At 67.6% G+C, this 22,159-nt stretch carries 16 protein-coding genes; 4 read left to right on the top strand and 12 right to left on the bottom strand.

All coding sequences use genetic code 11. The annotated features are described in order from the left end of the window. Window positions 1-56: 56 nt before the first annotated feature. The 7 genes from ispC to rpsB all read right to left on the bottom strand — a co-directional run bounded on the left by ispC (window position 57) and on the right by rpsB (window position 6,497). On the bottom strand, window positions 57-1,238 hold the full coding sequence (ispC, locus tag AC3WLF_RS21735) for a 1-deoxy-D-xylulose-5-phosphate reductoisomerase (protein ID WP_492317835.1): 1,182 nt from the start codon (window positions 1,236-1,238) through the stop codon (window positions 57-59). A gap of 11 nt (window positions 1,239-1,249) precedes the next feature. Then, complete coding sequence (locus tag AC3WLF_RS21730; protein WP_492317836.1) at window positions 1,250-2,071, bottom strand: phosphatidate cytidylyltransferase; 822 nt, start codon at window positions 2,069-2,071, stop codon at window positions 1,250-1,252. 36 nt (window positions 2,072-2,107) lie between these two features. After that, window positions 2,108-2,878, bottom strand: coding sequence for a polyprenyl diphosphate synthase (gene uppS / locus AC3WLF_RS21725; RefSeq protein ID WP_035815510.1), 771 nt, complete (start codon window positions 2,876-2,878; stop codon window positions 2,108-2,110). Between the two features lie 44 nt (window positions 2,879-2,922). Further along, window positions 2,923-3,483 (bottom strand): ribosome recycling factor, encoded by a 561-nt coding sequence (frr, locus tag AC3WLF_RS21720; protein ID WP_010809598.1) that lies wholly within the window; start codon window positions 3,481-3,483, stop codon window positions 2,923-2,925. 110 nt (window positions 3,484-3,593) lie between these two features. After that, window positions 3,594-4,304, bottom strand: coding sequence for a UMP kinase (pyrH, locus tag AC3WLF_RS21715; RefSeq protein ID WP_010809599.1), 711 nt, complete (start codon window positions 4,302-4,304; stop codon window positions 3,594-3,596). 271 nt (window positions 4,305-4,575) lie between these two features. Then, complete coding sequence (tsf, locus tag AC3WLF_RS21710; protein WP_010809600.1) at window positions 4,576-5,454, bottom strand: translation elongation factor Ts; 879 nt, start codon at window positions 5,452-5,454, stop codon at window positions 4,576-4,578. A 296-nt stretch (window positions 5,455-5,750) separates the two neighbouring features. Continuing rightward, a complete protein-coding gene (gene rpsB, locus AC3WLF_RS21705) occupies window positions 5,751-6,497 on the bottom strand; it encodes a 30S ribosomal protein S2 (RefSeq protein WP_492317837.1) in 747 nt (248 codons plus the stop codon). 335 nt (window positions 6,498-6,832) lie between these two features. On the opposite strand from rpsB, the gene map reads away from it, so the two are divergent. The 3 genes from map to AC3WLF_RS21690 all read left to right on the top strand — a co-directional run bounded on the left by map (window position 6,833) and on the right by AC3WLF_RS21690 (window position 12,095). Continuing rightward, entirely contained in the window at window positions 6,833-7,651 is an 819-nt protein-coding gene (map, locus tag AC3WLF_RS21700; RefSeq protein WP_013956962.1) for a type I methionyl aminopeptidase, read from the top strand. 87 nt (window positions 7,652-7,738) lie between these two features. Continuing rightward, on the top strand, window positions 7,739-10,321 hold the full coding sequence (locus AC3WLF_RS21695) for a [protein-PII] uridylyltransferase (protein WP_492317945.1): 2,583 nt from the start codon (window positions 7,739-7,741) through the stop codon (window positions 10,319-10,321). A gap of 22 nt (window positions 10,322-10,343) precedes the next feature. Continuing rightward, window positions 10,344-12,095: a pseudouridine synthase gene (locus tag AC3WLF_RS21690; protein WP_492358828.1), complete on the top strand. Its 1,752-nt coding sequence runs from the start codon at window positions 10,344-10,346 to the stop codon at window positions 12,093-12,095. An 89-nt stretch (window positions 12,096-12,184) separates the two neighbouring features. Here the strand turns inward: AC3WLF_RS21690 and def are convergent, their stop codons facing one another. From def to smc, 4 genes are read right to left on the bottom strand one after another with little or no spacing between them, the layout of a single operon-like run. After that, window positions 12,185-12,718: a peptide deformylase gene (gene def / locus AC3WLF_RS21685; RefSeq protein ID WP_492351132.1), complete on the bottom strand. Its 534-nt coding sequence runs from the start codon at window positions 12,716-12,718 to the stop codon at window positions 12,185-12,187. Window positions 12,719-12,732: 14 nt separating this feature from the next. Further along, window positions 12,733-14,862, bottom strand: a complete 2,130-nt coding sequence (gene ligA, locus AC3WLF_RS21680) for an NAD-dependent DNA ligase LigA (RefSeq protein ID WP_492351133.1) — start codon at window positions 14,860-14,862, stop codon at window positions 12,733-12,735. Window positions 14,863-14,874: 12 nt separating this feature from the next. Continuing rightward, the gene (locus AC3WLF_RS21675; RefSeq protein ID WP_492317841.1) at window positions 14,875-16,209 is read right to left on the bottom strand and encodes a cell division protein ZipA C-terminal FtsZ-binding domain-containing protein; all 1,335 of its coding nucleotides are present in this window, start codon (window positions 16,207-16,209) and stop codon (window positions 14,875-14,877) included. Then, the gene (gene smc / locus AC3WLF_RS21670; RefSeq protein ID WP_492358827.1) at window positions 16,206-19,724 is read right to left on the bottom strand and encodes a chromosome segregation protein SMC; all 3,519 of its coding nucleotides are present in this window, start codon (window positions 19,722-19,724) and stop codon (window positions 16,206-16,208) included. Before smc ends, AC3WLF_RS21675 begins: the two co-directional genes overlap by 4 nt. Before the next feature lie 431 nt (window positions 19,725-20,155). On the opposite strand from smc, the gene AC3WLF_RS21665 reads away from it, so the two are divergent. Continuing rightward, on the top strand, window positions 20,156-20,983 hold the full coding sequence (locus tag AC3WLF_RS21665; protein WP_492317843.1) for a ferritin-like domain-containing protein: 828 nt from the start codon (window positions 20,156-20,158) through the stop codon (window positions 20,981-20,983). Window positions 20,984-21,000: 17 nt separating this feature from the next. Here the strand turns inward: AC3WLF_RS21665 and AC3WLF_RS21660 are convergent, their stop codons facing one another. Then, window positions 21,001-21,969 (bottom strand): DMT family transporter, encoded by a 969-nt coding sequence (locus AC3WLF_RS21660; RefSeq protein WP_492317844.1) that lies wholly within the window; start codon window positions 21,967-21,969, stop codon window positions 21,001-21,003. Window positions 21,970-22,159: the final 190 nt, after the last annotated feature.

Below are 22,159 nucleotides of genomic sequence, written 5' to 3'. Positions count from 1 at the left end.
GATCCGGGGGCGCCGCAGCCGCTATTGTCGCAGATGCGGCAAGCCGACCCGCCGGATCAGCGCTTTGCAGCCAGGGCGGCCACGCCCGCGCGTGCCGCCTCGCGCGCCAGCGCGTCGGCTGACAGCACCGCTTCGAGCGTATCGGCAGGCCCCTGAAGTGTCGCTTCAAGCACCTGCCGGACGATATCGGCAATGTCCGTGAAGCGCACTTTGCCGCCCAGGAATGCCTCGACCGCCACCTCGTTGGCTGCATTGAGGGCCGCCGGCGCCACACCGCCGGCGCGCAATGCATCGAAAGCCAGACCCAGGCAGGGGAAGCGCACCAGGTCCGGCTTCTCGAAATGCAAGCCTCCTGCCACGGTCAGGTCCAGCGGCGTGACCCCCGCATCGATCCGTTCCGGATACGCCAGGCCATAGGCGATCGGCGTGCGCATGTCCGGGTTGCCCAGTTGCGCCAGCACCGAGCCGTCGGTGTAGGCCACCATCGAATGCACGATGCTCTGCGGATGGATCAGTACCTCGATGCGCTCGGCGGGGGCGCCGAACAGCCAGTGCGCCTCGATAACTTCGAGGCCCTTGTTCATCATGGTGGCGGAATCGACCGAGATCTTGCGGCCCATGACCCAGTTGGGATGGGCGCAGGCCTGGTCGGGGGAGATATCGTGCAGCGTGGCCGGGTCGCGCGTGCGGAACGGCCCGCCCGACGCGGTCAGCAGCACCCTGGCAACGCCCCTGCCGTAGCGCGGATCGTCGGCCGGCAGGCACTGGAAGATGGCGTTGTGCTCGCTGTCGATCGGCAGCAAGGTGGCGCCGTGCTCGCGCACCGCATCCATGAAGATGCGCCCGGACATCACCAGCGCTTCCTTGTTGGCCAGCAGCACGCGCTTGCCGGCACGTGCTGCCGCCAGCGTCGGGCGCAGGCCGGCGGCGCCGACGATGGCGGCCATCACCGAATCGGTCTGCGCATCGGCGGCCACGGATTCCAGCGCGGCTTCGCCGTGGCTGACCTCGGTCTTCACGCCGGCATCGCGCAGCAGGGTTTCCAGTTCGCGCGCTGCCTCGGCGGTCCCCACCACGGCGCGGGCCGGGCGGAATTCAACGCACTGGTCAGCCAGCTTGCGCACCTGCCGGTGGGCGGTCAGCGCATGCACCGCATAGCGGTCGGCATGGCGCCTGACGACGTCGAGCGTGCTTTCGCCAATGGAGCCGGTGGCGCCCAGGATGGTAATCCGATGCATAGCAGACGGCTTCAGAGAAAAATCAGCATCAGGGCCGCCAGCGGGAACACCGGCAGCAAGGCGTCGATGCGGTCCAGCACGCCGCCATGGCCGGGCAGCAGCCGGCTGCTGTCCTTCTTGCCGACCTGGCGCTTGAGCAGCGATTCGAACAGGTCGCCGACCACGCTCGCGGCGACCAGCAGCGTGGTCAGCACCGCCACGTAGGCCAGCCCGCCGCGATCGCCCATCGCGGAGAACCAGGTCGGGGCAAAGGCATGGGTGGCGGCGAGCGCCAGGCCGATCACCAGCGCCAGCAGCCAGCCGCCGATGGCGCCCTCCCACGACTTGCCCGGGCTGATGCCAGGCGCCAGCTTGCGCCGGCCGATGGCCTTGCCGGTGAAATACGCGCCGATGTCGGCCGCCCACACCAGCACGGCCGCGGTCAGCAGCACGCCGATGCCGGCGCCGCGCAGGATCATGGTGGCATGGGCGAACGCGGGCAGCATCACCAGTCCCAGCACCGCGCCCAGGGCGGTAAACGACGGCGTCGCGGTGCGCACACCGCGCGCCAGCAGCAGCACTGCAACGCCCCAGCAGACTACCGCGGCTTCGAGCAGCCAGGTGGTGGCGTGGCGCAGCGGCAGGTCATGCCAGGCAATGGCCGCGATCAGGCACGCCAGCGCATAGACATAGGGCCACGGCCCGCGCAGCCCGATCAGGCGGCCGAATTCCCAGCCGGCCAGCAGCACGATCACGGCCACCAGCCCGGCCAGAGCCGCGGGCGGCGCCAGGAACAGGATTGGCAGGATCAGCAGCAACAGGCACAGGGCGGTGATGACGCGGGTGAGGAGCATGCGCTGCAGTCCCGTGAGAGGTTGGAGTAGCCAGGCTCAGGCCGTACCCGATAGTCCCGGGGCGACCAGCTGTGCGCTGGTGCGGCCGAAACGGCGTTCGCGCTGGCGGTACGAGGCGAAGGCCTTGTCCAGTTCCGCGGCGTCGAAATCCGGCCAGAAAACGTCGGTGAAATACAACTCGGAATACGCCAGCTGCCACAGCAGGAAGTTGCTGATGCGCTGTTCGCCGCCGGTGCGGATGAACAGATCCGGCTCCGGCGCATAGGCCATCGCCAGGTGCGGCGCCAGCACCGATTCGTCGATCGAGGCCGGGTCGAGCATGGGCGAGCGCGCCAGCATCTTGCGCATGGCCTGCAGCAGGTCCCAGCGGCCGCCGTAGTTGGCGGCGATGGTCACGGTCAGGCCGGTGTTGCCGGCCGTGCGCGCCTCGGCATCGCGGATCAGCTGCTGGATGCGGGGGCTGAAGCGGTCCAGGTCGCCCACCACCCGCAGCCGGATGTTGTTGGCGTGCATCTTCACCACTTCGCGCCGCAGGGCCATCATGAACAGCCGCATCAGGAACGAGACCTCGTCCGCCGGGCGCCGCCAGTTCTCGGAACTGAAGGCGAACAGCGTCAGGAACTGCACGCCGCGGGCGGCGCTGGCTTCCACCACCGCGCGCACCGCGTCCAGCCCCCGGGTGTGCCCGGCAACGCGCGGCAGGTGCCGCTGGGTCGCCCAGCGGCCGTTGCCGTCCATGATGATGGCAACGTGGCGGGGGACGTAGGAGGTATCGGGTACGTCGAGCGTTGAACTGATGTGCTGCATGATGGCAGACGGTCGTTGACTGCCCCGGCCATGCCGGGACGGGGTCAGACCGTCATGATCTCCTTCTCTTTCTCGGCGACCATCTTGTCGATCTCGGCCACGTACTTGTCGGTCAGCTTCTGCACTTCGTCCTGGCCGCGGCGCTCGTCGTCCTCGGAGATGGTCTTGTCCTTGACCAGCTTCTTGAACTGCTCGTTGGCATCGCGGCGCAGGTTGCGCACGGCAACCTTGGCGCCCTCGGCCTCGCCCTTGACGACCTTGGTCAGCTCCTTGCGGCGCTCTTCGGTCAGTGCGGGCATCGGCACGCGGATCACTTCACCCATGGTGGCCGGGTTCAGGCCCAGGTCGCAGTCGCGGATGGCCTTCTCGACCGCGCCCACCATTTTCTTTTCCCAGGGCTGCACCGTAATGGTACGCGCATCGGCCAGGCCGACTGCCGCGACCTGGCTGATGGGAACCATCGAGCCGTAGTAGTCCACCTGAACGTGGTCGAGCAGGCCGGTGTGGGCACGGCCAGTGCGGATCTTCGCCAGATCGGCCTTGAAGGCTTCGATCGACTTCTGCATTTTCTGCTCGACGCTCTTCTTTGTGTCGGCGACGCTCATTTTTACCTCCGGAAATCAGCCAACCATGATCCCCCTGGCGGGGATCGAAAATGAATCATTCTACCCTTTGCCCGGCCGGATACCAGCAGCCCGGCGTCTGGCGCCCTGCCTCAGACGTGCACCAGCGTACCTTCGTCCTCGCCCAGGATGATGCGCTTGAGCGCGCCCGGCTTGACGATCGAGAACACCCTGATCGGCAGCTTCTGGTCGCGGCACAGGGCGAAGGCGGTGGCGTCCATCACTTGCAGATTGCGCGAGATGGCCTCGTCGAAGCTGATGGTGGTGTAGCGCGTCGCGCTCGGGTCCTTCTTGGGGTCGGCGGTGTACACGCCGTCCACCTTGGTCGCCTTGAGCACGACCTCGGCACCGATTTCCGAGCCACGCAGCGCGGCGGCGGTGTCGGTGGTGAAGAACGGGTTGCCGGTGCCGGCGGCGAAGATCACCACCTTGCCCTCTTCCAGCTGGCGGATCGCGCGCGGGCGGATATAGGGCTCGACCACCTGGTCCATGCGCAGCGCGGACTGCACGCGGCCTTCGATATTGGCGTGGCGCATCGCGTCCTGCAGCGCCAGTGCGTTCATCATGGTGGCCAGCATGCCCATGTAGTCGGCAGTGGCGCGGTCCATGCCAGCGGCGCCGCCGGCGACGCCGCGGAAGATGTTGCCGCCGCCGATGACCACCGCGACCTGCACGCCGAGCTTCACGATCTCGGCAATGTCGTTCACCATCGCCTCGATGGTGGAGCGGTTGATGCCGAAGGCATCGTCGCCCATCAGGGCTTCACCGGACAGTTTCAGAAGGACGCGCTTGTAGGCTGGCATGTTCACCCTCGGACAGGAGCAAATCGCTCGGTTGAGACGATCTTGAGACGTATGTTTTGGCACCGGCGGCACGGATCCTCGTGCCGCCGGCGGAAGAAAGCCGGTTTTCGGGGTGCCCCGGACTGCCGGACCACCACGGAAACTGGCTGCTGCAGTGCAACGCGGCATGCGCAGCGTCGCACTACTTATGCAGAGGGGCACCTTACGGCGCCCCTGCGGCATTATAGGCGCCCGGACCAGCCCGAACGGGCAGTCCGCAGCGCCCCGGACATCAGCCCTTCTGGGCAGCGGCCACCTGGGCGGCCACTTCAGCGGCGAAGTCGTCCTGCTTCTTCTCGATGCCTTCGCCGACCACGAACAGGGTGAAGCCCTTCACGGTCGTGTTGGCGGCCTTCAGCATCTGCTCAACCGTCTGCTTGTCGTTCTTCACGAACGGCTGGTTGAACAGCGAGACTTCCTTCAGGTACTTCTGCACCGAACCCTCGACCATCTTGGCGACGATCTCGGCCGGCTTGCCCGACTCGGCAGCCTTCTGCTCGGCAATGCTGCGCTCCTTGGCGATCAGGTCGGCGGGGACCTGCTCGGCCGACAGCGACACCGGCTTCATGGCGGCCACGTGCATGGCCACGTCCTTGGCGGCGGCTTCGTCGCCATCGAACTCGACCATCACGCCGATGCGGGTGCCGTGCAGGTACGAAACCAGCTTGCCGCCGTTGGCGTAGCGGGCAAAGCGGCGGATCGTCAGGTTCTCGCCGATCTTGCCGATCAGGGCCGTGCGGGTGGCTTCAACGCTCACGCCGTCGATTTCCAGCGCCGACAGGGCGGCCACGTCGGCCGGGTTCTGCTTGGCGATCAGTTCGGCGACCTTGGCCGAGAACGCCAGGAAGTCGTCATTCTTGGAGACGAAATCGGTCTCGCAGTTCAGTTCGACCAGCACGCCGGTGGTGCCGTCGATGAACGATGCGACCACGCCTTCGGCGGTCACGCGCGAGGCGGCCTTGCTGGCCTTGTTGCCCAGCTTGACGCGCAGCAGCTCTTCGGCCTTGTCCAGGTCGCCGTCGGCCTCGGTCAGGGCCTTCTTGCATTCCATCATCGGCGCGTCGGTCTTCGCGCGCAGTTCTGCAACCATGCTTGCGGTAATTGCCGCCATTTGTCACTCCTTGAATGGTTCACGCCGGCTGCCGGCAGTCGCCTGCGGCACCCGGTCGGTGGGTCTACAGCACACCCGCGGCAGATACTGCCTGCGGCGGATGACAACAATTCAAATTCAAAAAAAGGGGGCGCCAGATGTGCCCCCTTTTTATTGCCCTTCTTGCCCGGTTGCCGGCGTACCCCGGCTTTCGCCTTGCGCGCAGCCCGTGGTGACGGGCGGCAAGCGTTGCTTGTCTGTCGTGCGGTGACGATGCGCGCTAGCGGGTTCCTTTGCGGCAATCAGGCGGCGGGCAATCAGCCTTCCTGCACTTCGACGAATTCGTCGTCGCCGCCGCGAGCGGCTTCAACCACTTCCTGCACCGCGTTGGCACGGCCTTCCAGGATCGCGTCAGCCACGCCGCGCACGTACAGGGCCACGGCCTTGCTCGAGTCGTCGTTGCCCGGGATCACGTAGTCGATGCCTTCCGGCGAGTGGTTGGTATCAACCACGCCGATCACGGGCACGCCCAGCTTGTTGGCTTCGGTCACGGCAATCTTGTGGTAGCCGACGTCGACCACGAAGATCGCGTCCGGAACGCCGCCCATGTCCTTGATGCCGCCGATCGACTTTTCCAGCTTGAGCATTTCGCGCTCGAACATCAGCGCTTCCTTCTTGCTCATGGTTTCCAGCGCGCCGGCTTCCTTGGCGGCTTCCATGTCCTTCAGGCGCTTGATCGAGATCTTGACCGTCTTGAAGTTGGTCAGCATGCCGCCGAGCCAGCGGGCGTCGACGTAGGGCATGCCGGCACGGCCTGCTTCTTCAGCCAGGATTTCGCGCGACTGGCGCTTGGTGCCCACGAAAAGGATGGTGCCGCGATTGGCTGCCAGCTGACGCACGTACTTCATTGCGTCCTGGAACATCGGCAACGTCTTTTCGAGGTTGATGATGTGGATCTTGTTGCGATGGCCGAAGATGAAGGGGGCCATCTTCGGGTTCCAGAAGCGGGTCTGGTGGCCGAAGTGGCAACCGGCTTCCAGCATTTCGCGCATGGTAACGGACATGTAAAACTCCAGAGGGTTAGGTCTGAAGCCCGCCCCGACATTCCTGAAAAGGAACACCCCGGATAGGCGGGCCAGCGATTTCAAACGACAGCAGGAATAATCCTGCAAAATACCGGCCTGGCGCACGCAATGCTGCGCCGCAACCAAGTCAGCCCGCTATTGTAGCAACAAAAGTGCGGCCCGCTCAAGCCGCCCGGCTTCCTGGCGCCCTGCGGACTCAGCCCGGGACGGGCGCGCACAGGCTGCGATCTGGCCCCGATGGTGCGATAATCCTACATTGACCTTTCGATTTCGGCGCGGCCAGTGGCCTCGCCTTCACTTTTTGGCGACGTAGCATGAGCATTCACCTGAACACCGCCGAAGACATCGCCCAGATGCGCGTGGCTTGCCGCCTTGGGTCCGAGGTCCTCGACTACATCACGCCCTTCGTCCAGCCAGGTATCACCACCGGCGAAATCGACCGCCTGTGCCACGCCTACATGCGTGAAGTGCAAGGCACTGTGTCGGCGTGCCTGAACTATGCTCCCCCCGGCTATCCGCCCTTCCCCGGCGCGATCTGCACCTCGGTCAACGACGTGATCTGCCATGGCATTCCAGGCGACCGCGTGCTGAAGAACGGTGACGCGATCAACCTGGACATCACGGTCATCACCAAGGAAGGCTACTACGGCGACAACAGCCGCATGTTCATCGTCGGCGAGGGCTCGATCCTGGCCAAGCGCCTGTCGCAGGTGACCTATGAATGCATGTGGAAAGGTATCGCGCAGGTTCGCCACGGCGCCCGTCTGGGCGACATCGGCCACGCCATCCAGGTACACGCCGAAGCCGCCGGCTACAGCGTGGTGCGCGAGTACTGCGGCCACGGCATCGGCAAGAACTTCCACGAAGACCCGCAGATCCTGCACTACGGCCGCCCGGGCACCGGCGCCGAGATCAAGGCCGGCATGATCTTCACCATTGAGCCGATGATCAACGCCGGCAAGCGCGATATCCGCACCATGCCCGACCAGTGGACGGTCAAGACCCGCGACCGCAGCCTGTCGGCGCAGTGGGAGCACACCGTGCTGGTCACGGAAACCGGCTACGAGGTCCTCACGGTATCGGCCGGGAGCCCGGCGCCGCCGGCCTTTATCACCGATTCCGTCGCGGCCTGAGGTCGCACTGAAGCCAGGGGCGCCTGACCGGGCGCCTTTCTTTTTCCAGCCGTGCCCACCAATCCGCTCGCCGAGCCCGCCACCACCATGGACACCACGCCGGAACTGCTGCTTGCCGCGCGCGTGCGCGACCAGCTCAAAGCCGACAAGCAGGCGCTGTTTGCCGACTTCAACATCAGCGCCAATGTCGGCACGCTGATCACGCGGCTGCGCCGCGCCGTCGACGCCGGGCTGGTGGAAGCCTGGCGCGGCCTGGGGATGCCCGCGGGCGCGGCGCTGGTGGCGGTGGGCGGCTATGGCCGCGGCGAGCTGCTGCCGTACTCCGACGTCGACGTGCTGCTGTTGCTGCCCGCCGAGCCCGACCAGGACACCACCGGGCGCCTGGAGCGCTTTATCGGCCTGTGCTGGGACCTCGGGCTGGAGATCGGCTCTTCGGTGCGCACCGTGGACGATTGCACCCGCGAGTCGCGCCAGGACGTCACCATCCAGACCTCGCTACTGGAAGCGCGGCTGCTGACCGGCAGCCGCAAGCTGTTCGAGTCGATGCGTACGCGCTACCTCGCCGACCTGGACCCGGCCGCGTTCTTCCAGGCCAAGCTGCTGGAAATGCGCCAGCGCCACGCCAAGTACCAGGACACTCCCTACTCGCTCGAGCCCAACTGCAAGGAAAGCCCCGGCGGCCTGCGCGACCTGCAGGTGATCCTGTGGATGACCAAGGCGGCGGGCCTGGGCGACAGCTGGAAAGAACTGTTCGAGCGCGGCCTGCTGACGCAGCGCGAAGCGCAGGAGCTGGCGCGCAACGAGCGCCTGCTCAAGACCATCCGCGCGCGCCTGCACCTGGTGGCCGGCCGGCGCCAGGACGTGCTGGTATTCGACCTGCAGACCGCGCTGGCGGAGTCCTTCGGCTATCGCCAGACCACCAACAAGCGCGCCAGCGAACAACTGATGCGCCGCTACTACTGGGCGGCCAAGGCGGTCACGCAGCTCAACAGCGTGCTGCTGCTGAACATCGAGGCGATGCTGTTCCCGAGCGAGTCTCAGGTGACGCGCGTGCTCAACGAGCGCTTTGTCGAGCGCCAGGGCATGCTGGAGATCACCAGCGACGACATCTATGAACGCGACCCGCACGCGATCCTGGAAACCTTCCTGCTGTACCAGCGCACGCCCGGCGTGAAAGGCCTGTCGCCGCGCACGCTGCGCGGGCTGTACAACGCGCGCACCGTGATGAACGCGGGCTGGCGCAACGATCCGGAAAACCGCCGCCTGTTCCTGGCCATCATGCAGGAGCCGCAGGGCATCACGCATGCGCTGCGCCTGATGAACCAGACCAGCGTGCTGGGCCGTTACCTGATCAACTTCCGGCGCATCGTCGGCCAGATGCAGCACGACCTGTTCCACGTCTACACCGTGGACCAGCACATCCTGATGGTGGTGCGCAACATGCGCCGCTTCGCCATCGTCGAGCACACCCACGAGTTCCCGTTCTGCAGCCAGCTGATGGCCAGCTTCGACAAGCCGTGGGTGCTGTGGGTCGCAGCGCTGTTCCACGACATCGCCAAGGGCCGCGGCGGCGACCACTCGAAGCTTGGCACCGTGGATGCGCGCCGCTTCTGCAAGCAGCACGGCATTGCGCGCGAAGACGCCGACCTGGTCTGCTGGCTGGTCGAGCACCACCTGACCATGAGCCACGTGGCGCAGAAGCAGGATCTGACCGATCCCGACGTGATCCACGCCTTTGCCCGCGTGGTCGGCAGCGAACGCTACCTGACCGCGCTCTACCTGCTGACCGTGGCCGACATCCGCGGCACCAGCCCCAAGGTATGGAACGCGTGGAAGGGCAAGCTGCTGGAAGACCTGTACCACATCACGCTGCGCGTGCTCGGCGGCGCGCGCGTGGATTCGCATTCGCTGTGGTCGCAGCGCAAGGAGGACACCATCTCCGAGCTGCGCCTGAAGGCCTTCGACCCGGCGCTGGGCAAGTCCCTGTGGGCGCAGCTCGACGTGGCCTTCTTCCTGCGCCACGATTCGCACGATATCGCCTGGCTCACGCGCCACCTGTACAACAAGGTGGACAGCCCCACGCCGGTGGTCAAGGCACGCGTTTCCCCCGCCGGCGAAGGCCTGCAGGTGGCGGTCTATGTCAAGGACCAGCCCGACCTGTTCGCGCGCATCTGCGGCTACTTCGAGCGCAAGGCGTTCTCGATCCAGGACGCCAAGATCCACACCACGCGCCACGGCTACGCGCTGGACACGTTCCAGGTCACCGACCCCGGCATGGCCGGCGACGGCGGCAGCTACCGCGACATCATCGCGCTGGTCGAGCACGAACTGTGCGAGCGGCTGCGCCTGCAAGGCGCACTGCCCGAACCCACGCAGGGGCGGCTGTCGCGCCAGTCGCGCAGCTTCCCGATCAAGCCGCGCGTGGACCTGCGCCCCGACGAGCGCGGCCAGTATTACCTGCTGTCGCTGTCCGCCAACGACCGCACCGGCCTGCTGTACGCCATCGCCCGCGTACTGGCACGGCATCGCGTATCCGTCCACACGGCACGCATCAACACCCTGGGCGAACGCGTCGAAGACGTGTTCCTGGTCGACGGCAGCCGCCTGGCTGCCGACAACCGATTGCAGATTCAGCTTGAACAGGACTTGCTCGCCGCCCTCGCCATCTGAGGCGGGCGGGCAGCATCAACATATGACCGACAGCAATTCGCCGAAGCGCAAGACGCTAGGTATCAAGGCCGCCAGCGACACCGGCACGGCCGCGCGCAAGACCGGCACCCGCCCCGTGCGCGTGTCCGACCTGAACCGCAAGCGCGTGCAAGCCGTCTCCGAAGGCATCAAGCGCGCCCAGGAGCGCGCCGGCGGCAAGACCGGCGGCCGTCCGGCCCAGGGCGAAGCGCAGGCCGGCGCAGCCCAGCGCGCCGCGCCCCGCGCGCCGCGTCCCGCTGACGGCGAACGCCAGGCGCGTCCGCGCCGCTTCGGCGATGACGAAGGCCGTCCGCGCCGTTATGGCGACGACCGGGGCGAGGCACGTCCGCGCCGCTTCGAAGGCGGCGAAGCGCGCCCGCCACGCCGTTTTGGCGACGACGACAATCGCCCGCGCCGCACGGGCGATGACCGGGGTGAGGCACGCCCGCGCCGCTTCGAAGGCGGCGAAGCGCGCCCGCCGCGCCGTTTTGGCGACGACGACAACCGGCCGCGCCGCACGGGCGATGACCGGGGCGAGGCACGTCCGCGCCGTTTCGAAGGCGGCGAAGCGCGCCCGCCGCGCCGTTTCGAGGGCGGTGATTCGCGTCCGCCGCGCCGTGCTGGCGAGGACAACAACCGTCCCCGCCGTTTCGAAGGCGCCGAATCGCGTCCGCGCCGCGTTGGCGATGACGAGAACCGTCCCCGCCGCTTCGAAGGCACCGACTCGCGCCCGCGCCGCTATGGCGACGACGACAACCGTCCCCGCCGCTTCGAAGGCGCCGACTCGCGTCCGCGCCGTTATGGCGATGGCGATGGCGACCAGCGCCCGCGTCGCGCGCCGTCGGGCGAGCGCCGCCGTGAAGGCACCGCGCCGGCACGCCGCTTCAGCGACGCCGCCGACCGCATCCGCACCGCCGGCCCGGCACGCCAGCAGGCACCGGCCGCGCGCCAGGAAAAGCCCGCCCGCGCCGAGTCCAGCCACGACGACGGCCTGGTGCGCCTGTCCAAGCGCATGTCCGAACTGGGCCTGTGCTCGCGCCGCGAAGCCGACGAATGGATCCCGCACGGCTGGGTGCTGGTCGACGGCAAGCCCGTGACCGAACTGGGCAGCCGCATCCGCCCCGACGCCGAGATCGAGATCATGCAGGAAGCGCGCTCCGAACAGGGCGAGCGCGTCACGGTGCTGCTGAACAAGCCGGTGGGCTACGTCTCCGGCCAGGCCGAAGACGGCTACGAGCCGGCCGCGGTGCTGTTCACCCCCGAGAACCAGTGGGAAGGCGACCCCACGCGCAAGCGCTTTGCCCCGTGGCAACGCAAGAGCCTGGCCCCGGCGGGCCGCCTCGATATCGACTCAACCGGCCTGCTGGTGCTGACGCAGGACGGCCGCGTCGCGCGCGCGCTGATCGGCGAGGATTCGACCGTCGAGAAGGAATACCTGGTGCGCGTGGTCTGGCACTCGCCGCAGGGCGTGGTCGAGCGCAATATCAGCGCGGAATTCCCGGCCGATGATCTCGAACTGCTGCGCCACGGGCTGTCGCTGGATGGCGTGCCGCTCAAGCCGGCCAAGGTGAGCTGGCAGAACGAGGAGCAGCTGCGCTTCGTGCTGCGCGAAGGCCGCAAGCGCCAGATCCGCCGCATGTGCGAACAGGTCGGGCTGCAGGTGGTCGGCCTCAAGCGCGTGCGCATGGGGCGCGTGGTGCTGGGGGACCTGCCGCCGGGCAAGTGGCGGTTCCTGGGGCAGTTTGAGAAGTTCTGATTCCGGAATTTGCCGACACAAAAAAACCGGTCCTTGGGGACCGGTTTTTTTGCGCCTTGCGCGGGTTCGATACCACGCCGCACATCTCGTCAATCGTCGCTATTTGGCGGCAGATCCGGAAACAACACCTCCGTAAACCCAAACTGCCTGAAGTCCTTGATCCGCATCGGATACAGAATGCCCTGCAGGTGGTCGCACTCGTGCTGCACCACCCGCGCATGGAAGCCTTCGGCCACGCGCTCGATGCGGTTGCCCATCAGGTCGTAGCCGCTGTACTTCAGCCGCAGGTGGCGCGGCACCACGCCGCGCAGGCCGGGGACTGACAGGCAGCCTTCCCAGCCGTCCTCCATCTCGTCGGACCCCATTTCCAGCGCCGGGTTGATCAGCACGGTCTTGGGCACGGTCGGCGCGTCCGGGTAGCGCGGGTTGCGGTCGAAGCCGAAGATCACCACCTGCAGGTCCACGCCGATCTGCGGCGCGGCCAGGCCGGCGCCGTTGGCGTGGTCCATGGTGTCGAACATGTCTTCGATCAGCGTGCGCAGCTCCGGCGTATTGAAGCGCTCCACCGGCCGCGCCACCTGCAGCAGGCGCGGATCGCCCATCTTGAGAATCTCACGGATCATGGTTGCTTCCCCGGTTATTCCTGTGCCGGCGCGGCGCCGGCTTCAGCCAGCAGCGCCAGCATGCCGGCCTCGTCCAGCACCGGCACGCCCAGCGCCTCGGCCTTGTCGAGCTTGCTGCCTGCCTCGGCGCCCGCGACCACGTAGTCGGTCTTCTTCGATACCGAACCCGCCACCTTGGCGCCGGCGGTTTCCAGCAGTTCCTTGGCGTCCTCGCGCGACATGGTGGGCAGCGTGCCGGTCAGCACGAAGGTCTTGCCCGACAGCGGCGCCGGGGCCTTGGCCACCGGCTCGCTTTCCGCCCAGTGTACGCCTGCGGCGCGCAGTTGTTCGATGACCTCGACGTTGTGCGGCTCGGCAAAGAAGTGCGCGATCGACTGCGCCACCACCGGGCCGACATCGTTCACTTCCAGCAGCGCCGCTTCGTCGGCTGCCATCAGCGCATCCAGCTTGCCGAAGTGCCGGGCCAGGTCCTTGGCGGTCGCTTCGCCCACATGGCGGATGCCCAGCGCGAAGATAAAGCGGTTCATGGTGGTCTCGCGCGACGCGTCGATCGCCGCCACCAGGTTGGCCGCCGATTTGTCGGCCATGCGCTCCAGCGCGGCCAGCTTGGCCACGCCCAGCTTGAACAGATCCGCCGGCGTGCGCACGATGCCCTGGTCGACCAGCTGCTCGACCAGCTTGTCGCCCAGGCCTTCGATATCCATGGCGCGCCGCTGCGCGAAATGCAGCAGCGCCTGCTTGCGCTGCGCGGCGCAGATCAGGCCGCCGGTGCAGCGGGCGATGGCTTCGTCCTCGAGCTTCTCGATATGCGAGCCGCACACCGGGCAGGCAGTCGGCATCACGAACGCGCGCGCATCGTCGGGGCGGCGTTCGGTCACCACGGCGACCACTTCCGGGATCACGTCGCCGGCGCGGCGCACGATCACGGTGTCGCCGATATGCACATCCTTGCGGCGGATCTCGTCCTCGTTATGCAGCGTGGCATTGGTCACGGTCACGCCGCCGACGAAGACGGGCTTGAGCCGCGCCACCGGCGTGATCGCGCCGGTGCGGCCGACCTGGACTTCGATGTCCTCGACGATGGTGGTCATTTCCTGCGCCGGGAACTTGTGCGCCAACGCAAAGCGCGGCGCGCGCGAGACAAAGCCCAGGCGCTCCTGCTCGGCCAGTGCGTTGACCTTGTAGACCACGCCGTCGATGTCATACGGCAGCGCGTCGCGGCGCTGGCCGATATCGCGGTAGAAATCCAGCAGCCCCTGCGCGCCCTTCACCACCGCGCGGTCCTTGCACACCGGCAGGCCCAGCGCGGCAAAGCCGTCGAGCATGGCGCTGTGGGTGGGCGGACGGTCCACGCCCTGCAGCTCGCCCAGCCCGTAGGCGAAGAACGACAGCGGCCGCTTGGCGGTGATGCGCGGATCGAGCTGGCGCAGGCTGCCCGCGGCGGCGTTGCGCGGGTTGACGAAGGTCTTCTCGCCGGCCTCGGCCTGGCGTTCGTTGAGCTTGTCGAAGTCGCCGCGGTACATGAAGACTTCGCCCCGCACTTCAAGCACGGCGGGAGCCTGGCCGCGCAGCTTCAGCGGAATCGCCTTGATGGTGCGCACGTTGACCGTGACATCTTCGCCGGTCTCGCCGTCGCCGCGGGTGGCGGCCTGCACCAGGCGGCCGTCCTCATAGCGCAGCGACATGGCCAGGCCGTCGAACTTCAGCTCGCAGGCGTATTCGACTGCGTCGGCGGCACTGAACAGGTCCTGCTCGCCGGCTGCGGGCGCGGTGCGGCCCAGGCCCTGCGCGCAACGGCGGTCGAAGTTCAGCACGTCGTCGTCGGCGAAGCCGTTGTTGAGCGACAGCATCGGCACGCGGTGGCGCACCGAGTCGAAGGCCGACAGCGGCTCGCCGCCCACGCGCTGGGTGGGCGAGTCCGGCGTCTGCAGTTCGGGATGCTCAAGCTCCAGCGCCTGCAGCTCGCTGAACAGCGCGTCGTACTCGGCGTCGGGAATGGTAGGCGCGTCCAGCACGTAGTACTGGTAGTTGTGGCGATCCAGCTCGTCGCGCAGCCAGGCCACGCGCCTGGCGGCGGCTTCGGGCGGCAAGGGGCCGGCGGGCGCGGAGGCATCTGCCTGCGCGCCGCGGTGTGTTGCGGTCATGGCAGGCTCCGGCTAGATGCTGAACAGGCGCTGCGCCACCAACGAACCGGCCGGCATGCCGCGCGCTTCCAGCTTGTTGTAGAGCGTTTCAAGCTGGCTGAAGATCGCGACGAACGAGGCCTCGGTCAGCGGCCGCATATTGTCGTCGACCAGCTGCGCGCCCATGCGCTGGGCCAGCGTGTGACCGTATTCGCACACGGTCTTGAACGGCTTGGCGGCCTGGTCGGCCACCGGCACGTCGAGCAGCAGCGTGATCTGGCGGCCGGCCTTGACGGTCAGGTCGTCGCGCAGGAAGTTGGTGTCGCCGAACTGCAGCGTGAACAGCGGACGCTGCACGCCCTCGGCATTGGCCTGGTAGCGGATAAAACGCGTGCCGTCGCGCGACAGCACCAGCCCGTCCTGCGTGGCCACGTTCTGCACGTACGCCGCCGACCACGGCGCGCCATCCGAGATCACGTTGACGCCCAACTGCACGTCGCAGCCGGCGGCAAAGCCGTCGAGCTCGCGCGCGTTGGCGACGGTCTCGCTCATGTCCGGCAGGTCGGCCGAAGCATCGAGCGACTCGGCCAGCGACTCCACCGCGGTGATGAACTCCGAGAATTCCAGCGCGTTGAGCGGGCCGCCGCGGTTGGCCAGCTGCACGCCGACCTGCAGGTCTTCGTACTGGTGGCCGGCGGTGACCGGCTCCCATGCATTGGCTTCGGTGCGGAGGCCCTCGATATGGACCTGCTTGGTGCCGGCGCGGCGCAGCCGGCCGGTCAGCGGCAGGATGCGGTCACCGGAGGCCTTGCGTTCCAGGTGCAGGGGCACGATGCAGTCGATCAGCGGATCGATCAGGGCCGGCGTGGGCTGGCCATCGGGCACGGCGGCCACCGGAGCCGCGGCCGGGGCGGGTGCAGGCGCGGGAACCGGGGCCGGAGTGGCCTCGGCTTCAGCCTCGTCCTCGGCGGCCTCGGCGGCCTCGGCATGCGTCGCGGCGGCCGCGACGGACACTTCCTCGGCGACGACTTCGTCGGCGTCCGCGGTGCTTGCGGCGGCCGCAGCGGCGGCAGCCGCATGGTTGCTGTCCGTCGCCACCGCGGCACCGGCCGTGGCCTGCGCCGGAGATAGCGTCGGCTCACGCCGCGGTGCCTGTTCGGCAGCGGCTTCGTGCAGGCGCGCGGCGGTTTCCGGCGCGGTGCCCGGCCCGACCACCGGCTCGCGCATCGGCGGCAGGTCGTCTTCAGGGCTGAGCTCGCGCGGTCGGCGCGCCTTGCGGATCTGCCACTGGTTGTAGCCGAACACCAGTACCACGAAAACCAGGCCCGCGACGATCAGCGCGGTCTGCAGGTCCATGTTCAGTTTCATGCTGCCTCCGCCATCGAAACCGCCGCGTCCATATCCACGGCCACGATACGCGAAACGCCCTGCTCCTGCATGGTCACGCCAATGAGTTGATGAGCCATTTCCATGGCAATCTTGTTATGTGAGATGAAAACGAATTGAGTCTTGTCCGACATGCGCGCCACCATATTGGCGTAGCGTTCGGTGTTGGCGTCGTCCAGCGGCGCGTCCACCTCGTCCAGCAGGCAGAACGGCGCCGGGTTGAGCTGGAACATGGCAAACACCAGCGCAATCGCGGTCAGCGCCTTCTCGCCGCCCGACAGCAGGTGGATGGTCGAGTTCTTCTTGCCCGGGGGCTGCGCCATCACCTGCACGCCGGCGTCGAGGATTTCCTCGCCGGTCATGATCAGGCGCGCCTGGCCGCCACCGAACAGCGACGGGAACAGCTCGCCGAAATGATGGTTGACCTGGTCGAAGGTGCCCTGCAGCAGCGCGCGGGTCTCCTGGTCGATCTTGGCGATCGCGTCTTCCAGCGTATTGATGGCGTCATTCAGGTCGGCCGACTGCGCATCGAGGAAGGTCTTGCGTTCGCGCGCCGCCGCCAGTTCGTCGAGCGCGGCCATGTTGACCGGGCCCAGCGCGTTGATGGCGTTGTTGATGCGCGTGACTTCGCCCTGCAGGTACGACGGCTTCAGGTCACCGGTCAGCTTGTCGGCCAGCGCGGCCTCATCCACCTCGGCCGCGGTCAGTTGCTCGCTGAACTGCTCCTGGTTCAGGCGCGCGGCCTGTTCCTTGAGCTGCAGTTCAGTGATGCGGTCGCGCAGCGGCTGCAGGCTGCGCTCGGCGGCCAGGCGCTGCTCGTCGTGCTGGCGCAGCTGTGCCGACAGCGCATCGAGTTCGGTGCGCGCGATGGTGAGCTTTTCTTCCTTCTCGGCGCGGCGCTCCAGCGCTTCCTGCAGGCCGGTGTGCGCGGTCTGCTCGTTGATGGTTTCCAGCTCGGCGCGGGCGTTTTCCAGCGACTCGGCGATGCGTTCGGCCTGGTCGGCGGCCACCTGGATATTGCGGCGCAGCTCGTCGATGCGGCTGGCCAGGTTGCGCTCGGCAAAGAGGGCTTCCTGCGCGGCGCGCTCGAAGTCACGCAGCTGGTGGCGCGCGCCCGAGAGCTTGCTGTCCAGCGCCTCGAAGGCCATCTGCTGGTCTTCGTGGGTGGCCTGCATCTCTGCCAGCGCGGCGTCGTGCTGCTCGAAGCTGGCTTCGGATTCGGCGCGGATGGCGCGCTGCTCCTCGGTCTGCGCGTTGATTTCGTCCAGCTCCTCGCGGATCTGGCCGCTGCGGGCGGAGTAGCGCTCCATCGCCTGCGACAGCTTGAGCACGTCCATCTGCAACGCGTGCACGCGGCGGGTAGCCTGCTCGGCGCGCGCGCGGGCATCGCCCAGTCCCTGGCTGGCCTGGGTGTAGGCCGCTTCGGCACGCACCGCCTGGGTCTTGGCTTCGTCGGACAGCAGCAGCTGCGCGCGCGCCTGCTTCTGCAGGTTTTCGATTTCCTGCTCGCGCGCCAGCATGCCGGCCTGCTCGGAATCGGCGGCGTAGATCTGGATGGCGTTGCGGCCCACCAGGTGGCCCTCGGCCACGACGAGCGACGCACCGTCAGGCAGCGTGTTGCGCGCGGCCAGCGCCTGCGCCATGTCGGTGGCGACATAGATATCGGCGAGCCAGTCCTGCATCACGGCGCGGATGCCGGGCTCGGTGATCTGCACCAGCGACATCAGCGGGCGCAGGCCGGCAGGCGTTTCCAGCGGGCGGGCGGCGGCCGGCGGCGAGTAGAACGCCAGCTTGGCCGGCGGCGCGTCGGACAGGAGGAAGGCCTTGACCCAGTCCAGGTTCGACACTTCCAGCGCGGCCAGCTTCTCGCGCAGCACGGATTCGAGCGCGTTTTCCCAGCCCGGCTCGATATGGACCTTCTTCCACAGGCGCGGCAGCTCGGCCAGCTCATGCTTGGCCAGCCACGGCTGCACCTTGCCGTCGGTCTGCACATTCTCCTGCAGCTGGCGCAGCGCCGACAGGCGCGCCTCCAGCGTGGCGATGGCGGAGGCTTCGCTGTGCACGCTCGCCTGCGCGGCGCGGCGCGCTTCATCCAGGCGCGGCACGCTCTCTTCCGCATCGGCCAGCACGGCCTGGGCTTCCTCGACCAGCGCTTCCTGCTCGGCCAGTTCGGCGCGGGCCTGCTCCAGGCGGGTCTCGTCGGGGCGGTCCAGGCCCTTTTCTTCCGCCGACAGGCGTTCGCGGCGCTGTTCCAGCTGCTGCAGCATCTGGTCGGCGCTGCGCTGCTGCGCGGCTTCGAGCTTCAGGGCCTGCTCGGCCTGCATGATGCCTGCGCGCTGCTCGTTGAGCAGTTGCTGCGCGTCGCGCCATTGCGCTTCCAGCGTCGGCAGTTCGTCGTTCTTGTGGGCGACGGCTTCCTGCGCCTCGACCGTGCGGCCTTCGGCCACGGCCAGGTTTTCCTCGGCCTGCGCCAGCTCGTCGGTGGCCTGCTCGGCCTTGCCCTGCCACTGCTCGCGCTGCCCGGTCAGCGCGGCGATCTGGGCCTGCACGCGGTTGCGCGATTCCACCACGTAGCGGATCTCGGCTTCGAGCTTGCTGACTTCGGCATTGGCCTCATACAGCGCGCCTTGCGCGGCGTGCATGCCATCGGACGCCCCATAATGCGCGGCGCGCATGGTTTCGAGTTCTGCCTCGACATGGCGCAGCTGCGCAGTCTGCGCTTCCAGGTCGATCTGGGCCTGCTCGATGGCGCGCTGGTGGCGTTCCTGCTCTTGCTGGGCCTCGCGCTTGCGCAGCAGCCACAGCAGGTGCTGCTTCTCTTCGCCATCGGCATGCAGCGTCTTGAAGCGCTGCGCCACCTCGGCCTGGCCTTCCAGCTTCTCGAGGTTGCTGCCGAGTTCGCGCAGGATGTCTTCGACGCGGGTCAGGTTTTCGCGCGTGTCGGACAGGCGGTTTTCGGTCTCGCGGCGGCGTTCCTTGTACTTGGACACGCCCGCGGCTTCCTCCAGGAAGATGCGCATGTCATCGGGCTTGGCCTCGATGATGCGCGAGATCATGCCCTGCCCGATGATGGCGTAGGCGCGGGGCCCCAGGCCTGTGCCCAGGAAGATGTCCTGGATGTCGCGCCGGCGCACCGGCTGGTTGTTGATGTAATAGGACGAAGTGCCGTCGCGGGTCAGCACGCGCTTGACCGCGACTTCGGCGTACTGGCTCCACTGGCCGGCGGCGCGGCCCTCGGCGTTGTCGAACACCAGTTCGACACTCGCCCGGCCGGCCTGCTTGCGCGCGGTCGAGCCGTTGAAGATGACGTCCTGCATGGATTCGCCACGCAGCTCTGACGCACGTGACTCACCCAGCACCCAGCGCACCGCATCGATGATGTTCGATTTGCCGCAGCCGTTGGGCCCTACGATGCCGACCAGTTGGCCGGGCACTTGAAAATTGGTGGGATCGACAAATGACTTGAAGCCCGCCAGCTTGATCGAGGATAGTCGCACGGTTTCTCGTGTGGTATCGGCCACTCCGGCATGGAACCCGGGGTCGGCCTGGTATCGGGGCTATTGCACTGTTCAGAAAGCCGGGCTGCGCGGGAGCCGGCGCGGCGTGACGCCAGCACCTCAAAATACCCCTCGGGCCCGAGAATTGGGGCTAATCATACCATCGCAGATGCCTTCGCCGGCCCGTTTGGCAGTCGCCCCGGCGACCTATCCCATGGCCGATTTCCCTTGCTATTCCGCCCTTTACAAGCGTTTCCGCAAGCACTTTGGCAGGCGCCGCGGGCGCTGTCAGCCATCGTTGCCGGCCAATCGCCGGGAAACTAATTAGGGTAAATGCTAGTCTCTGATCTGTCGGCGTGACTCCGGATGCGCTCCGGGCCACACGCCCATGAACGCCCCTCGCAGCCTTTGGCCAACCAGGAGGACAGAGCATGAGTGAACCGTCAACGGCCGCCCGGCCGTGGTCTGTCAGCGACATCAACTACCAGGCGATCGACGTGGAACGCGTACGCGGCGACCGCGATCTCTTCTACCTGCTGGTGTCAGCCTCGTTTATCGAGAGCGGATCCGACACCTATGCAGGCAACCTTGCCACCTATTACGCCCGTGTGCCCGACGCGGCCGACTGGCTTGCCGAGCACTGGGAAGCCGAGGAACTGCAGCACGGGCTGGCGCTGCGGCGCTATGTCGAGCATGTCTGGCCGGAATTCGACTGGGAGCGCGGCTATGCACGCTTCTTCGACGAGTACAGCAAGACCTGCTCGATCGACCAGTTCGAGCCGACCGAGGGCCTGGAAATGGCGGCCCGCTGCGTGGTGGAAACCGGCACCGCCGCCTACTACCGCGCGCTGGAACAGGCCAGCGACGAACCGGTGCTGCGCGACCTGACGCGCCGCATCTCCAACGACGAGGTGCGGCACTACAAGCACTTCTACCAGTACTTCAACCGCTTTGCGGCATCCGAGCGGCTGGGCCGGCTGCGCGTGCTGGGTGCGCTGGCGCGCCGGCTGCTGGAGATCAAGAACGAGGACGCCGCGATCGCGCTGCGCAATGTGCTGCGCATGGAGCGCGGTGTGGAAGCGGTGTCAGAAGCCGAGGTGCGCGCGCTCAATGCGCGCGTGTCCGGGGTGATCCGGCGCAACCTCCCCATCGAAATGACCGTGAAGATGCTGCTGCGGCCGCTGCACCTGCATCGCGGCGTGGAGCGCGCGGTGCGGACGCCATTGGTGGCAGTGGTGTCGCGGGTCATGCTGCACTGAAACACCCGCCGGCCCAGTCAGTGACATGCCGCTGCCTCGGCCCCCGCTGCGGCCGGCGCCGGCGCGCGGCTGCGGTGCACCAGTCCCGACAAGGCGCCGGCGGCGATGATGCAGAGGCCGCCGGCCGCTTCCTTCCAGCTCAGCACCTCGGTCGCCAGCCACCACGAAGACAGCGCTGCGATGACGATTTCGAACAGCATCAGCAGCGACACGCGGTTGGCCGGCAGCCGCTGCAGCCCGTATTGCACCACCGAGTTGCTGACCACCAGCACCGCCGCCAGGCCCAGCACCAGCATGCCCACGCTGACCTGTGCGCCCGCGACGATGGTCACCGACGGGCCATCGAGCAGCAGCGCGGCCGGCACGCCCACCACCGTGCAGCCCAGGTAGACCACCACCGTGCGCACGCGTGCGTCCATGTCCGGGAAGCGCTGGCCGGCGCGGCGCGACAGCACATTGTTGACGGCAAAGCCCATGCCGCCGATCAGGCCCGACCATTCGGCGGCGGAACCCGGCAGCGGCACGCCGACCTCGGGCGTCCACAGCATCAGCCCGGCGCCGAACAGGGCCAGCGCCACCAGCGACAGCCCCGCCGCCGACAGCCGCTCGCCCAGGAACAGCCGGGCAAACAGCGCGGTCCAGACCGGGGTCAGGTAGAACAGCAGCAGCACGCGCATCACATGGCCGTTGACGCTGCCCCAGACGAAGCCGGCGTTGGTCACGCCCGCCGCCAGCCCGATCGCGACGAACAGCCAGTGCGGGCGCAGGCCGGCCAGGTGCCGGCGGAAGGCCAGCAGCGACAGCACCGCCGCGACCGAGCTGACCAGCGCCGCGGCGTGCATGCCGCCCAGGCCCCAGCCCGCCAGCATGCGATACGGGAACCAGGCGATGCCCCAGACCGAGGCGCCGATCAGGATGGAAAGCGATGCCTTGACCGCATGGCGGTCGGCCGGCGCATGCTGCGCCGCAACAGTATTTGTGCTCATAAAGGGAATCAGTGCGAGGCGAGCCGGGCCGCCGGCCGGTGACAGGCAGGCGGCGTCCGGACGGCGCCGGCGGCATCACCAGGGCGTGATGCCCGCCATCCGTGCTCGTGACCGGCCGCGCGGGCCGGGCCGGCGCACGGAAACCCGCGCCGTTCCTCTATAATGCGTCGTTTTAACCGGCCCCGACTGA

The sequence above is a fragment of the Cupriavidus sp. FW306-01-F10A genome (assembly GCF_058782785.1).
Note: the sequence above shows the minus strand (reverse complement) of the source record. Positions and strands in the feature narration are given on the sequence as shown.